The organism is Mesorhizobium sp. YM1C-6-2 (genome assembly GCF_003666685.1).
Taxonomy (GTDB): domain Bacteria; phylum Pseudomonadota; class Alphaproteobacteria; order Rhizobiales; family Rhizobiaceae; genus Mesorhizobium_K.
In genome coordinates this window covers 27,123-40,710 of record NZ_RCIZ01000052.1, presented here as the reverse complement: position 1 = coordinate 40,710, position 13,588 = coordinate 27,123, and the positions used below count along the sequence as shown (strand labels likewise).

General features: G+C 64.8%; 12 protein-coding genes. 7 read left to right on the top strand and 5 right to left on the bottom strand.

Translation table 11 applies throughout. From position 1 onward, the window contains the following. The first annotated feature begins 192 nt into the window (after positions 1 to 192). From D8676_RS26860 to D8676_RS26845, 4 genes are all read left to right on the top strand, one after another. Entirely contained in the window at positions 193 to 2,796 is a 2,604-nt protein-coding gene (locus D8676_RS26860; RefSeq protein WP_121584150.1) for an ATP-binding protein, read from the top strand. A gap of 102 nt (positions 2,797 to 2,898) precedes the next feature. Next, positions 2,899 to 3,618 (top strand): purine-nucleoside phosphorylase, encoded by a 720-nt coding sequence (locus D8676_RS26855; RefSeq protein ID WP_121584149.1) that lies wholly within the window; start codon positions 2,899 to 2,901, stop codon positions 3,616 to 3,618. Between the two features lie 188 nt (positions 3,619 to 3,806). Further along, positions 3,807 to 3,986, top strand: coding sequence for a hypothetical protein (locus tag D8676_RS26850; RefSeq protein ID WP_121584148.1), 180 nt, complete (start codon positions 3,807 to 3,809; stop codon positions 3,984 to 3,986). Between the two features lie 194 nt (positions 3,987 to 4,180). Beyond that, entirely contained in the window at positions 4,181 to 5,146 is a 966-nt protein-coding gene (locus tag D8676_RS26845; protein ID WP_121584147.1) for an SGNH/GDSL hydrolase family protein, read from the top strand. Positions 5,147 to 5,157: 11 nt separating this feature from the next. Here the strand turns inward: D8676_RS26845 and D8676_RS26840 are convergent, their stop codons facing one another. After that, a complete protein-coding gene (locus D8676_RS26840) occupies positions 5,158 to 5,397 on the bottom strand; it encodes a hypothetical protein (protein WP_121584146.1) in 240 nt (79 codons plus the stop codon). A gap of 266 nt (positions 5,398 to 5,663) precedes the next feature. On the opposite strand from D8676_RS26840, the gene D8676_RS26835 reads away from it, so the two are divergent. Beyond that, positions 5,664 to 5,879 carry a hypothetical protein gene (locus tag D8676_RS26835; protein ID WP_147448285.1) on the top strand — a complete coding sequence of 72 codons (216 nt, stop codon included), beginning with the start codon at positions 5,664 to 5,666 and terminating at the stop codon, positions 5,877 to 5,879. On the opposite strand, the gene D8676_RS26830 is transcribed toward D8676_RS26835, so the two are convergent. The 3 genes from D8676_RS26830 to D8676_RS26820 form a co-directional block, all read right to left on the bottom strand. Next, entirely contained in the window at positions 5,876 to 6,139 is a 264-nt protein-coding gene (locus tag D8676_RS26830; protein WP_121584144.1) for a protealysin inhibitor emfourin, read from the bottom strand. The genes D8676_RS26835 and D8676_RS26830 overlap by 4 nt on opposite strands. Before the next feature lie 147 nt (positions 6,140 to 6,286). Next, positions 6,287 to 7,327 carry a M4 family metallopeptidase gene (locus D8676_RS26825; RefSeq protein ID WP_121584143.1) on the bottom strand — a complete coding sequence of 347 codons (1,041 nt, stop codon included), beginning with the start codon at positions 7,325 to 7,327 and terminating at the stop codon, positions 6,287 to 6,289. A gap of 216 nt (positions 7,328 to 7,543) precedes the next feature. Continuing rightward, a complete protein-coding gene (locus D8676_RS26820; protein WP_121584142.1) occupies positions 7,544 to 9,076 on the bottom strand; it encodes an acyl-CoA carboxylase subunit beta in 1,533 nt (510 codons plus the stop codon). A gap of 373 nt (positions 9,077 to 9,449) precedes the next feature. On the opposite strand from D8676_RS26820, the gene D8676_RS26815 reads away from it, so the two are divergent. Beyond that, positions 9,450 to 10,958 (top strand): DEAD/DEAH box helicase, encoded by a 1,509-nt coding sequence (locus tag D8676_RS26815; RefSeq protein WP_121584141.1) that lies wholly within the window; start codon positions 9,450 to 9,452, stop codon positions 10,956 to 10,958. Positions 10,959 to 11,078: 120 nt separating this feature from the next. Continuing rightward, positions 11,079 to 12,278: an MFS transporter gene (locus D8676_RS26810; RefSeq protein WP_121584140.1), complete on the top strand. Its 1,200-nt coding sequence runs from the start codon at positions 11,079 to 11,081 to the stop codon at positions 12,276 to 12,278. 2 nt (positions 12,279 to 12,280) lie between these two features. Here D8676_RS26810 and D8676_RS26805 read toward each other — a convergent pair whose 3' ends face one another. Continuing rightward, positions 12,281 to 13,561, bottom strand: coding sequence for an RNA polymerase sigma factor (locus D8676_RS26805; RefSeq protein WP_121584139.1), 1,281 nt, complete (start codon positions 13,559 to 13,561; stop codon positions 12,281 to 12,283). Between the last annotated feature and the right edge of the window lie 27 nt (positions 13,562 to 13,588).

The window sequence follows — 13,588 nt, the reverse complement described above, 5'->3', positions numbered from 1 at the left end:
ACGTTCCGGCCGCGCGACAGTAACCCCGGACGGCGGGCGTCCGCAAGTTGCCTTTCCGCCAGCGTTTTTCCCCGCCGGGCCGAAAGCCGGCAATTTTCCGGCGGATTTGGGGGCAAGACCTTTTCCATCCAGGGAGAATGTGATTCAACCGGTCCGCGGCGGGGGAGCCGCCATTTTCGGGAATCACCTTTGATGGCAAGAGAGCCTCGCGGCGAATTCTATCCGCTACCGATCGTCGACCAGAACACGCGTCCCGGCGCCGTTACCCGGCTGATCGTCTTCGTCGTGGTGCTGACGGGTGCTGCCATCGTCTTTGGCATCTTCCGCGAAAGGCTGGGCGACCCGTTCCTGCTCGGCATGCTCGGCGTGCTCGCGATGATCGGCGTCGGCTATCTCTTCGCCACCGCAATCGGCTTCGTGCAGATCGCGCCGCGCTCGACCACCGACGAACTGTCGAAGGCCTTCGTCGATTCGATGTCGCAGGGGCTGCTGGTCACCGACATGAAGCGACGCGTCGTCTACGCCAACAAGGCCTATGGCGAGATGACGGGGACTTCGTCGGCCGCCGACATCAAGACGGTCGAAAACCTGCTGTCGGACGTGCCGGAAGCCTCCTCGACCATCGAGCGGCTGGCATCCGGCCTGCGGGACGGAATCGCCGGCGACGGCGAATTCAGGCTGTCGCAGGCGATCCGGCCGGGCTCCGAGCCGGGGGCGCGCTGGTACCGGGTGAGGGCGCGCGCCTTCAACGCGCCGGGACAGCGGCAGCCGCTACTCGCCTGGCAGCTCACGGACATCTCCAAGGAGCGGGCCGAGCAGGAGCGCTTCTTCCTCGACCTGCAGAAGGCGATCGATCATCTCGACCACGCGCCGGCCGGCTTCTTCTCTGCAGATCAGGAGGGCCGCGTCACCTATATCAACGCGACGCTGGCCGGGTGGTTGGGCATCGACCTCGCCAACTTCACGCCGGGGGCCACGACGCTGCCGGAAATCGTCGCCGGCGACGGCATGGCGCTGATCCGCTCGGTGAAGGCCGATCCGGGGACGACGCGCAACGCGGTCATCGACCTCGACCTTGCGACCACTGCCGGCGAAGCGCTGCCGGTGCGCTTCATGCACCGCGTCTCGGCCAACCGCGAGGGGGCGCCGGGACCGAGCCGCACCATCGTGCTGAATCGCACGCAGGGCGAGGACGCCTCGGCGGAACTCAGGGCGTCGGAAATCCGCTTCACCCGCTTCTTCAACTCGACGCCGATGGCGATCGCGGGCGTCGACCTGCAGGGCCGCATCGTGCGCACCAATGCGCCGTTCCTGTCGCTGTTCTCATCCGTCGTCGACCGTGACGCGGTCGATCGCAAGGTGCGGCTCGACACGGTGATCCACGAGCGCGACCGCGCCGCTTTTGCCGCAGCGCTGGAGAAGGCGCGGCTCAGGCAGGCGGACATCGCGCCGATCGACACGGTGCTGCCCAACAACGACGAGCGGCATATCCGCTTCTACGTTAACGCGGTGGCGGACGGCACCGGCGGCGAGGGCGCGGAGGAGGCGGCGATCGTCTATGCGGTCGACACGACCGAGCAGAAGGCGCTCGAAGGACAGATGGCGCAGAGCCAGAAGATGCAGGCGGTCGGCCAGCTCGCCGGCGGCATCGCGCACGACTTCAACAACGTGCTGACCGCCATCATCATGGCGTCCGACCTGCTGCTGACCAACCATCGGCCGTCCGACCCGTCCTTCCCCGACATCATGAACATCAAGCAGAACGCCAACCGCGCGGCGTCGCTGGTCCGGCAACTGCTCGCCTTCTCGCGCAAGCAGACGCTGCGGCCGGAAGTGCTGAACCTCACCGACGTGCTGGCCGACCTGCGCATGCTGCTGGCGCGGCTGGTCGGCAACCAGATCAAGCTCAAGGTCGACCACGGCCGCGACCTGTGGCCGGTCAAGGTGGATATCGGCCAGTTCGAGCAGGTGGTGGTCAACCTCGCCGTCAATGCGCGCGACGCGATGCCCGAGGGCGGCGAGCTGACGGTGCGGACGAAGAACGTCACTACCGAGGAAACGAGGGCCTACGGCTACCGGGAGATCGTTCCGGGAGACTATGTGCTGGTCGAGGTCCAGGACAGCGGCACCGGCATTCCGCCCGACGTGCTGAAGAAGATCTTCGAGCCGTTCTTCACCACCAAGGAGGTGGGCAAGGGCACCGGCCTCGGCCTGTCGATGGTCTACGGCATCATCAAACAAACCGGCGGCTTCATCTACTGCGATTCCGAGGTGGGCAAGGGCACGGTGTTCCGCATCTTCCTGCCGCGCCATGTGCCCGGGGTCTCGGCGCGGTCGGAATCCGAGCCGCAAGGCGCGTCGCTGACGGGCGAGACGGCGCCCGCCGCGCCGGCCAAGGTCGCCGACATGGCCAGGGACCTGTCTGGGTCGGCGACGGTGCTGCTCGTCGAGGACGAGGATGCCGTGCGCATGGGCGGGGTGAGGGCGCTGACCTCGCGCGGCTATACGGTGCACGAGGCCTCGTCGGGCGTCGAGGCGCTGGAGATCTACAACGAACTCGGCGGCAAGATCGACATCGTGGTTTCCGACGTGGTGATGCCGGAGATGGACGGGCCAACGCTGCTCGGCGAATTGCGCAAGCTGCAGCCCGACATCAAGTTCGTCTTCGTGTCGGGTTATGCCGAGGACGCCTTCGCCAAGAACCTGCCGGCGGACGCCAAGTTCGGCTTCCTGCCGAAGCCGTTCTCGCTGAAGCAGCTTGCGACGGTAGTGAAGGAAGTGCTGGAGGCGGACTGACAGACCGTCGCCGCGTGTCATAGATCGTGTCATAATTCCGACGACGACGGCAGGGTTAATAGGGAAAGCAGGCAGCTTCGGGAGCAGGGCGCGGGGGGGCGGATGACGCCGCATATCGAGGCCGGCAAGGGCGGTTACGCCGAGCGGGTGCTCCTGCCCGGCGATCCCGACCGCGCCGCCTGGATCGCCCGGACCTTCTTCGACGAACCGCGCCAGGTGAACGCGATCAGGGGCGCGTTGGGCTTCACCGGAAGCTATCGCGGCATGCCCGTCAGCGTGCAGGCCACCGGCATCGGGCGGCCGTCGCTTTCCATCTATGTGCACGAGCTGCTCTCCGTGTTCGGCATCAGGACGATCGTGCGGACGGGAAGCTGCGGCAGCCTGGACGAGAAGGTGGCGCTGCGCTCGCTGGTGATCGCGCAGGCGGCGGTCATGGATTTCGAGGTCGACAATGCCGATGCGTGGCGGCGGCCCGATCCTGCACTCAACAAACTGGCGACGACCCTCGCGAGCAAGAGCGGCATCCCGCATCGGGCCTGCCCGATGGTGTCGAGCGACGTGTTCTACCATCCCGATCCGCTCGGCCGCTTCGACAAGGCGCGGGCGCGCGGTGCGTCCGCCTGCGATATGGAGACGGCATCGATCTACGGCATCGGCGCACGGTTCGGGGCGAGGGCGCTGTCGATCTGCACGGTGGTCGACAGCTTGGTGACGGGCGAGGAGATCGGCCGGTCGGAGCGCCAGCAGGTGTTCGGACCGGCGGCGGAGCTGGCGCTCGAGACGCTTGCGGCCGACTGGAACGGCGACCGCCCGAGCCGTTAATACAATTTTAGCTATAAGTGATATTCTAAGGGCAGACTCGGTGAGTCTAGTGCTGTTGCGTTCCTTGTGAAGTGAAGCGGGCAGGCGCTCTGCCGGACAATCCAGTTCCACGCAAGCAACGCGCCTCAGAGTGGCCCTGCAATCAGTCGTTCTTCAAATGCGTTGAGCCAAGGAACGGGGACGGTTTCATGGAGCACTACGTAGAAGACAACGCCAAGCAGCGGCTGACGGAGCGGCTGGATATCATCGCGGCCATCAACATATTGCGCTCCGAAGGCTACGATCACGAGGATCTCATCCGCGAGATCACCCGCATTTTCTACATCGACCTCGACGAGTACAACGACATCGTCGCCCACGCGGCCTGAAGCTGTTTCCTTCCCCTTGGAGGGAAATCCACACGCTCGCCCCGCCTGAAGAAAGCCAGCGCAATATTGCGCCGTTGGCAAGCATATCAGGCGCTTGTTCTATGCGACCCCGATATTCTTCCCACGCAATTCGGGATGTGGCAAAGTATTGGCGTTACCGGCGTTGCATTCGGCCTGGTCGAGGAGGGGCGAAGATGGCAACAGCATCCGTAAAACGCATCACGCTCGAAGAATTGAAGAAGCGCATCCGGAAGGGCGACCTGGCCGACAGGGAACTGCGCGGCTATTTCGAAATCGACGAGGACAACACCGAAGCCTTCGCGCCGGCGCTGCGACTGAACTATGCTCGCGTCGACACCGGCGGAAAGGAGCTGTCGCCGGAAGAGACGGCCGAACTGTACCGGCAGGCGATGGCGAAGCGGCCGGAAGAACCAAAGCTCGAAGGCGCCGCGGCGGCGATCAAGGTGCTCGCCGAAGGCGATTCCTGGTTCAACCTGCCGGATCTTCTCTATCCCAACGACGCGCTCGACGTCCTCAACCGGACGCACAACGTGGTCAGCGTCGCCAAATGGGGCGACACGGTCGAGAACATGCTGGCGCAGAAGCAGTATGTGCAGAAGCTGAGGGCCGGCACGTTCCGGCATTTCCTGTTCTCGGGCGGCGGCAACGACGTGCTGGGCTCGATCGGCACCTATGTGAAGACGCGCAAGCCCGGCGACACCGATCCGGCCAATGCGCCGGCCTATGTGAAGGCGTCGTTTGCGACGAAGGTGAGGGGCATCATCTCGGGATACGAGACACTGGCAAACGACGTGCGGAAAACCACCGGCAACAGGACGGTGCTCTACATACACGGCTACGCCAACGCTCTCCCGAAGAAGAACGGGCCCTATCTCGGCAAGCGGCTCGAGGCGCTGGGCTTCGATCCGACTGTTGTAGGGCCGCTGTCGAAGGCGATCGTCGCCAACATGGTCGGCCAGTTCAACACGGCGCTGAAGAACTTCGCCGCGAGCCGCGCCGGCATCGTCTATATCGACATGCGGCCAAGGATGTCGGCGGGCGACTGGCACACAGACGAGATACACCCCAAAGCGAGCGGCGCCGCCAAGATCGCGGCGGGCTTCGCGGCGGCGATCAGCTCGAACGCGGCGGTGTCTTAGCGGGTCGAAGACTAGCGCTTGCCCTTGCGCCCGTTCTTGTCCTGGCCTGAACTGACCACGCCATAGTCCTGCGACTTGGCGCCAGGGTCGGCGAGTAAGAATCCCTCAGCGGCCAAACCGCGCCTCAACAGCTCGCGAACGGCGGCGGCTCGGCTCGGCATGCGCCTGTCAAAGCGGAAATTCTCCACCGCCGTTAATTCATCGGCGCTCAGCATGATCTGCAAGCGTTCCGGACGTTCAAGCTCTGCCATGATTCCTCAAAGCCCCAAGCAAGCGCCATACAACGAATGAGTAAGTGACTAGTTCCAATAATTTTTGTCATAAGGCGCAGCATTTATCAAGCGAGTCAAATGGCCTGAACAAGCCTGTGAGGGTTTTTGCTGACATGATGAGCTAAGTGCAGAGCGCACTAAAGGAGTTTATTACTAACTAATTGAAATTATTGACAAAAATGTCATATTTCTTATAATTCCGCAGAAGCCGCTCACCCGGCCGGCAAAGAGGTATGAGGTGTGCAATGAGAATCGTTTTATCCCAGCGACTTGTGGACGATCTGACCCAATCGGTCCGGTCGGCGTATCACGCGCAGGGTATCGTCAACGTATCCGCAGTGGCCGAAGACGTTCGCAGCCGCAACATATCCGAGAATGTCGCCCTGGAAGATATAACGGCTTGCGTGATGGCGCATGCACAGTTGCTTAATGCGGCGATGGAATTCGACGGACAGGACTAAAGCTGGTCCTTGACGCAGCGCGCCAGGGCGCGGGGGATCAGCGTTTCCGGTATCTCGACGGTCTTGCTGCCGGACACGCTCACGCGCGTGACCGTGTAGGTGTAGCGGTCCGCTCCCTCGTCCCTGGGCAATTTCCGGCCGCCCTTGAAAAGGCTTTTCAGCGTTTCGCGATCGTTTTCATCGAGTTCATCCGCGGCGATCTCGCCACGCCCCTTCAGGCCGGCAATGCCGCCACGCCGCTCGATGATGAAGCGTTCCATTTCGCGCTCCGCAAGTCCTGGCCGGCGATCGGCCGGTGCGCCAGCTAGAGCGGTTCCAGTTTTCTCAGAATCGCAGGAACCGCTCTATCTATTTGTTTTTACGCAATTTCGGACGCAAAACCGCTGCGCGCTTTTGCTGGAATTGCTCTAAGAAACGCCGACGCCCGCCCATCCCTTGTCGATTGCGGAATATACGGCGGGCTCGGACGGAAACAAGGTTTTCGCCGCCACGCGCGTGAGCTTGGCGAAAGCCTTGAACTTCATGTTCTTCGTGGCCTTCCTGCTGGTCAGCGCGGCGTACCAGACCTTGCCGGCCTTCTCCCATGAGCGCCCGCCGATGGCCTTCGCGGCGAGATAGAAGGCGTGGTTGGGGATGCCGCTGTTGTCGTGCGGATCGCCGCCCGGAATGTAGTCCTTGTAGCGGAAGGGCTGGGGCGAGATGCAGTGCTTTGCGCCGGGATCGGCGAGGTCGCGCAGGCATTTGTAGCCGCGCGCCTTGGCCGCCGGTCCGACGATATCGGCGCCGATCAGCCAGTCGGCCCTCGAGAAGGTCTGGTTCTTCTGCCACTGGCGGAACATCGAGCCGAAAACGTCGGACATGCTCTCGTTCAGCCCGCCTGCCTCGTTGGTGTAGACGAAGCCAGACGTATATTCGGTGACGCCATGCGCCAGCTCGTGGGCGACGACGTCGTTGGCCCGGGTGAAGTCGAGAAAGAGCTGACCGTCGCCGTCGCCATAGGTCATGTGGACGCCGTTCCAGAAGGCGTTGTTGTAGTTCACATCGTAGTGGATGGACGACATCAGCGTCATGCCGAGGTCGTCGATGGAGTTGCGGCCGAAGCAGGTCTTGTAGAACTCCACGACATCGGTGGTCCTGTCGAAGGCGCGCTTGGCCGTCTGGTCCTTGGACTTGCCGGGGTTCGCGACCGGCTTGCCGGGCAGCGAAGTCGTGTTCTGGCAGTCATTGACCGTGATACTCGGGACCTTGGCGAGCGTCGTGGTGGATTCCAGCGTGAAAAGGCGCGCCTGTATTGCCGCGCCTTGCGCCACGCGCAGCCGTCGCCAGATGGACTCCTGCGCCACCGTCGATTCAAGCGAGGCGCGGGTCTTCGCCGGCAGGGTCGGATCCTGCAACAAGCGTTCGAGGACGTCCTTGGGGATTATGCAGCAGCCACACCTCAGAAACATGTCGATACCCTCCGTCGACACAAGGATGCGGGAAATTCAGTTATGAATTGATCTCGGGAATACTATACTCTTCCGGCGTCATCGTAAATGCAGAGCAGCGCAGCGGGCGACGCGTTTCTATTTTTTCAGAAGCGCCGGGAGATTAGTCTGTCGGCCATTCGAGATCGACTGAGGGAAGGTGCTGCGAAAGCGGCAAATATCCCAAGCTGGCTTGACCTACAGCGGGATGTTGTCGTGCTTCTTCCAGGGGTTCTGGAGGTCCTTGTTGCGCAGCATCTTCAGCGCGCGCGCCACGCGGCGGCGGGTCGAATGCGGCATGATCACCTCGTCGACATAGCCGCGCTCGGCGGCCACGAAGGGTGACAGGAAACGGTCCTCATAGGCCTTGGTGTGGGCAGCGATCTTTTCCGCGTCGCCGATGTCCTTGCGATAGATGATCTCGACCGCGCCCTTGGCGCCCATGACGGCGATCTGCGCCGTCGGCCAGGCATAGTTGACGTCGCCGCGCAGGTGTTTCGAGGCCATGACGTCATAGGCGCCGCCGAAGGCTTTTCGGGTGATGACAGTGACCTTCGGAACGGTCGCCTCGGCATAGGCGAAGAGCAGCTTGGCGCCGTGCTTGATCAGCCCGCCATATTCCTGGCTGGTGCCGGGGAGGAAGCCGGGCACGTCGACGAAGGTGACCAGCGGGATGTTGAAGCAGTCGCAGAAGCGCACGAAGCGAGCGGCCTTGCGGGAGGCGTCGCTGTCGAGCACGCCGGCGAGAACCATCGGCTGGTTGGCGACGAAGCCGACCGTGCGGCCCTCGACGCGGCCGAAGCCGGTGACGATGTTCTTTGCAAAACTCTGCTGGATCTCGAAGAAGTCGCCCTCGTCGCAGGTCTTCAGGATGAGTTCCCGGATGTCGTAGGGCTTGTTGGCGTTGTCGGGGACCAGCCGGTCGAGCGAGAGGTTGGTGTCCGAGGTGGATTGGGCGCAGGCGATCTCGGGGATTTCGGCCGTGTTGGAGGCTGGCAGGAAGTCGACCAGCCGGCGCATCTGCAGCAGCGCCTCGACGTCGTTGTCGTAGGCGCCGTCGGCGATCGAGGATTTCGTCGTGTGGACCGACGCGCCGCCGAGCTGCTCCGCGGTGACGGTCTCGTTGGTGACGGTCTTCACCACGTCCGGCCCGGTGACGAACATGTAGGAGGTGTCGCGGACCATGAAGATGAAGTCGGTCATGGCGGGCGAATAGACGTCGCCGCCGGCGCACGGTCCCATGATGACCGAGATCTGCGGGATGACGCCCGACGCCAGCACGTTGCGCTGGAACACTTCCGCATAACCGCCGAGCGCAGCGACGCCTTCCTGGATGCGCGCGCCGCCGGCGTCGTAGATGCCGATGATGGGCGCCCGGTTGCGGAGCGCCATGTCCTGGACCTTCTGAATCTTCTCCGCATGCGCCTCGGACAGCGAGCCTCCGAAAACGGTGAAATCCTTGGCGAAGAGGAAGACGGTGCGGCCGTTCACCGTGCCCCAGCCAGTGACGACGCCGTCGCCGGCGATCTTCTGCTTCTCCATGCCGAAATCGGTCGAGCGGTGCTCGACGAACATGTCGAATTCCTCGAAGGAGCCTTCGTCCAGGAAGATGTCGATGCGCTCGCGGGCGGTGAGCTTGCCGCGCGCGTGCTGGGCGTCGATGCGTGCCTTGCCGCCGCCCATGCGTGCGATCTCGCGGCGGCGCTCCAGTTCCTTCAGCACGTCCTTCATGGCGGTCTCCCTCTCGGAGATCGTCGTAGCACGGCGGCGCGAGGGTGCAAGGGAGCAGCGTGGGGTGCATTGTTGCATTGCAGCATCGGTCTTGCTATTTGCGGCGAACTGGACCATATGCGGCGACATAGGCGCGTGGGCCGGAAGTTCCGGCTTTCCCAATCGAGGGACTGGTTGCGTCTGTTTCCTCGCAAAATCCGGTTTGGACAAGCGGCGGAACAAGTCCCGCGGGATGAACCGCGGGCGCGACAGCGCAGCCCGTGCGGACGGTCCCGTCCGCCGCCTTGTCGTTCCAAAGAACAATAGCCCGACGCAGGTTGCGCCCTGCGCCAAGGGTATTTGCGGCCTTCGTGCCGCCTGAAAGAAGAACAAATTGACCAATGAAATCACTGCGGAACCGACCGGTTTCGCGAAACTCGGCATCACCGGCCCGCTCCTGAAGACGACGGCCGCTGCCGGGTTCGACGTTCCGAAGCCCGTGCAGGAAAAGGCCATCCCGCCCTTTCTCGCCGGCAGCGACGTTCTGGGCGTCGCCCAGACGGGCTCGGGCAAGACGGCGGCCTTCGCGCTGCCGATCCTGACCAAGATCATCGGCCTTGGCAGCAAGCGTTCGCCGAAGACGGCGCGCGCGCTGATCCTCGCGCCGACGCGCGAACTCGCGGTGCAGATCGAGGACACGGTGAAGATCCTGTCCAAGGGCCTGCATATCTCGACGGCGCTGGTGCTCGGCGGCGTGTCGCGGGGCAGCCAGGTGAAGAAAATCGCGCCCGGCGTCGACGTTCTGGTCGCCACACCCGGTCGGCTGACCGACCTCGTGCGGGAGCGTGACCTCAACCTTTCCGAGACGCGCTGGCTGGTGCTCGACGAGGCCGACCGCATGCTCGACATGGGCTTCATCAATGATGTCAGGCGCATTGCCAAGGCCGTGCACCGTGACAAGCAGACGGCCCTGTTCTCGGCGACCATGCCGAAGGAGATCGAGGAACTGGCGCGCGGCATCATGAAGGATCCGGTGCACATCGAGGTCGCGCCGCAGGGCACGACCGCGTCCGAGATCAAGCAGAGCGTGGTGCTGGCGCGCCTCAAGCAGAAGCGCAAGGTGCTGTCTGACATGCTTGCCGACTCCGCGATGAGTTCGGTGATCGTGTTCGCCCGCACCAAGCACGGCGCCGACCGCGTGGTGCGCGATCTCGAGCGTGACGGCTTCAACGCCGCCGTCATCCACGGCAACAAGTCGCAGAACGCCCGCCAGAAGGCGCTGAACGGTTTTCGTGACGGTTCGGTGCGCATCCTGGTGGCGACCGACATCGCGGCGCGCGGCATCGACGTTCCTGGTATCAGCCATGTCGTAAACTTCGACCTGCCGGACGAGGCGGAGAGCTATGTGCACCGCATCGGCCGCACCGGCCGCAATGGGCGCGACGGCATCGCCATCACGCTGGTCGACCCGGCCGAGAACGCCAAGCTGCGCCTCGTGGAAAGGATCATCCGCATGAAGCTGCCGGTGGCGGCCGACCATACGGGCGAGCCCGATCCGCAAAGGCCTGCCGGAGAGCGCCATGCGCCGGTGCCGGCGAACGACCGCGGCGAGCAACAGCCCAGGCAGGGCCGCGAGCGCAAGCCGCATCATCGCGGCCAGGGGCCGAAGCGGCAGGATGGCCACAAGAACGGCCAGCGTGCCGCCGAACACCGCGCCGGCGGCGAGCCGCAGCGCGATGGGCAGAAGCCGCGGCCAGGCTTCGGCCACAAGCAGCATGCCGGCAAGCCCGAGGGCGGCAGGCACGAGGCCGGCCGGCCTACCGACGGCAAGCCCGGCAAGAAGCCCTTCCGCCGCAAGCGGCGGAGCGGGTTCGGCAGCGGCAAGCCGGCGCGGGCCGCATAGCTTGACCAACACGCACAGGCTTTGGTCCAATTGCCTGTGCCCCATCAATGAACTAGGGCGGTCGAGGCGATGCCTCGGCCGCTTTTTCGTTTTCGAGCGTCGCGCTCTGGGAGGAGCTCCATGGCCGGCATCGCCGCGCTCGCGGTCGCATATGTGCTGTCGCAGTTCTACCGCTCGTTCATGGCGGTGCTGACGCCGGTCCTGACCACCGAACTCGGCATGTCAAAGGTCGACCTGTCGGTAGCGTCCGGCGCCTGGTTCGCGATGTTCGCGCTGGCGCAGTTCGCCGTCGGCATATGGCTCGACCGTTTCGGTCCCAGGCGGACGGCCTCAATCATGCTCGGCGTCTTCGCCGGCTGCGGCGCGCTGCTGTTCTCGGCAGCGAGCGCACCGTGGATGGTGGTCGCCGCGATGGCGCTGATCGGGCTCGGCTGCGCGCCTGTGCTGATGTCGGCGCTCTTCATCTATGCGCGCAACTATTCGCCCGGGCGCTTCGCCGTGCTGGCCTCGTGGACAATCGCCTTCGGCACCGCCGGCAACGTGATCGGCGCGGCGCCGCTGGCGGAAGCGGCGCAGATCTTCGGCTGGCGGACGGCGATGGTGGCGCTCGGCATCTTCACCGTCGCGACCGCGGCCGCCGCCTTCGTCTTCGTGCGCGACCCGGCGCGGCCGGAAGGGGCGACGGGACCGGTCGGGCTGTCGGGCTATGCGGAACTGCTGAGGATACGCTGGCTGTGGCCGCTGATGCCGCTGACCGCGCTGAACTACGCGCCGGCGACCGGCATACGCGGCCTGTGGTCCGGCCCCTACCTCGCCGATGTCTACGGGGCGGATTCGCTACTCATCGGCGAAGTGACCATGCTCATGGCGCTGGCGATGGTCGGCGGCGCCTTCCTCTACGGGCCGCTCGACCAGATTTTCCGGACGCGCAAATGGGTCGCGGTTTCCGGCAACACGGTGACGGTGCTGACACTCGTGGTTTTCGCGCTGCATCCGATGCCGGGGATTGCGGCGTCGACGCTGCTTCTCGTCGTGATCGGACTGGCCGGCGGCAGCTACGGGCTCTTGATGGCGCATGCGCGCGCCTTCGTGCCGGCGCATCTGACCGGGCGCGGCGTGACGCTGATGAACTTCTTCTCGATCGGCGGGGTGGGCATGATGCAGTTCGCCACCGGCGGCGTGGTCACCGCATGGTCGGTGCCGGGCGAGCCGACAAGCGGCTATGTCGCACTGTTTGCCTTCTACGCGATCATGGTCGGGCTTGCGCTTCTGATCTACCTTTTCTCGCGCGACGCCAAGCCGGAGGCCGTGAAGGCTTAAGCTCAGGCCGAGGCCCTGGCATTTGCTGCGATGGCGGTGGCGCGGTCGAGCAGAAGCGCGCGCTCGCGCTCGTTGCGGGTCATGGTGGCGGCGCGCTCGAACTCGGCCCTGGCCTCGTCCAGGCGGCCGAGGCGGGTCAGGAAATCCGCCCTGACGCTCGGCAGCAGGTGATAGTTCTTCAGCGCGGGCTCGTCGAGCAACTGATCCACCAGGTCGAGCCCCGCCTGCGGTCCGAAGGCCATGGAGAGGGCGACGGCGCGGTTGAGCTCGATGACGGGCGAGGGGCTGCGCTGGCTGAGCGCGAGATAGAGCGCGGCGATCTTCGGCCAGTCGGTGGCGTCGGCGGTCACAGCGCGGGCGTGGCAGGCGGCAATCGCAGCCTGCAGCACGTAGGGACCGCGCTCCGGCGCCAGCGCCTCGGCGCGCTCAAGGGCGGCCAGGCCATGCCGGATGAGCAGGCGGTCCCATTGGCCGCGGTTCTGGTCGGCAAGCAGGATCGGCGCGCCGTCCGGGCCGGTGCGCGCCTTCAGCCTGGACGCCTGGATCTCCATCAGGGCGATCAGCCCATGCACCTCGGCTTCGGACGGCGTCAGCCCGGCGAGGATGCGCCCGAGGCGCATGGCCTCCTCGCAAAGTTGCGGCCTGATCCAGTCCTCGCCCGATGTCGCCGAATAACCTTCGTTGAAGACGAGATAGATGACGTCGAGCACCGAGGAGAGACGCTCGGCGCGGTCGGTGCCGCGCGGCACCTCGAAGGGCACGCCGGCCTCGGAGAGCGTGCGCTTGGCACGCACGATGCGCTGCGCGACCGTCGGCTCGGGCACGAGGAAGGCGCGGGCGATCTCCTCCGTCGTCAGGCCGCCGATCAGCTTGAGCGTCAGCGCGACGCGCGCCTCCGACGACAGCAGCGGGTGGCAGGCGGTGAAGACGAGGCTGAGCAGATCGTCGCCAATATCGTCGTCGAGCGCGGCCTCGATGTCGGGGCCGCCATGCGTCTGCTCGATCTCCATGTCGTAGCCGATCTCGCCATGCTTGCGGTCGAGCATCTTTGCACGGCGCAGGTGGTCGATGGCGCGGCGTTTCCCGGTGGCCATCAGCCAGGCGGCCGGCTTCTCCGGCACGCCTTTCTGAGGCCATTGGGCGAGGGCGGTGACCAGCGCATCCTGGGCGAATTCCTCGGCCAGTCCGACGTCGCGCACCATGCGCGCGATCGCGGCGATGATCTTCGCCTGCTCGATCCGCCAGACAGCTTCGATGGTCTTTTCCACTGAGGTAGCCGACATGGGCTACCGGGTAGTGCATTTTGCACC

Bases quoted from the DNA above. Each gene is read 5' to 3' on its own strand.
- D8676_RS26820 (WP_121584142.1), bottom strand. From the start codon at position 9,076: ATGAAGGACGTGCTGAAGGAACTGGAGCGCCGCCGCGAGATCGCACGC.
- D8676_RS26850 (WP_121584148.1), top strand. From the start codon at position 3,807: ATGGAGCACTACGTAGAAGACAACGCCAAGCAGCGGCTGACGGAGCGG.
- D8676_RS26810 (WP_121584140.1), top strand. From the start codon at position 11,079: ATGGCCGGCATCGCCGCGCTCGCGGTCGCATATGTGCTGTCGCAGTTC.
- D8676_RS26830 (WP_121584144.1), bottom strand. From the start codon at position 6,139: ATGGAACGCTTCATCATCGAGCGGCGTGGCGGCATTGCCGGCCTGAAG.
- D8676_RS26805 (WP_121584139.1), bottom strand. From the start codon at position 13,561: ATGTCGGCTACCTCAGTGGAAAAGACCATCGAAGCTGTCTGGCGGATC.
- D8676_RS26840 (WP_121584146.1), bottom strand. From the start codon at position 5,397: ATGGCAGAGCTTGAACGTCCGGAACGCTTGCAGATCATGCTGAGCGCC.
- D8676_RS26835 (WP_147448285.1), top strand. From the start codon at position 5,664: ATGAGAATCGTTTTATCCCAGCGACTTGTGGACGATCTGACCCAATCG.
- D8676_RS26845 (WP_121584147.1), top strand. From the start codon at position 4,181: ATGGCAACAGCATCCGTAAAACGCATCACGCTCGAAGAATTGAAGAAG.
- D8676_RS26855 (WP_121584149.1), top strand. From the start codon at position 2,899: ATGACGCCGCATATCGAGGCCGGCAAGGGCGGTTACGCCGAGCGGGTG.
- D8676_RS26860 (WP_121584150.1), top strand. From the start codon at position 193: ATGGCAAGAGAGCCTCGCGGCGAATTCTATCCGCTACCGATCGTCGAC.
- D8676_RS26825 (WP_121584143.1), bottom strand. From the start codon at position 7,327: ATGTTTCTGAGGTGTGGCTGCTGCATAATCCCCAAGGACGTCCTCGAA.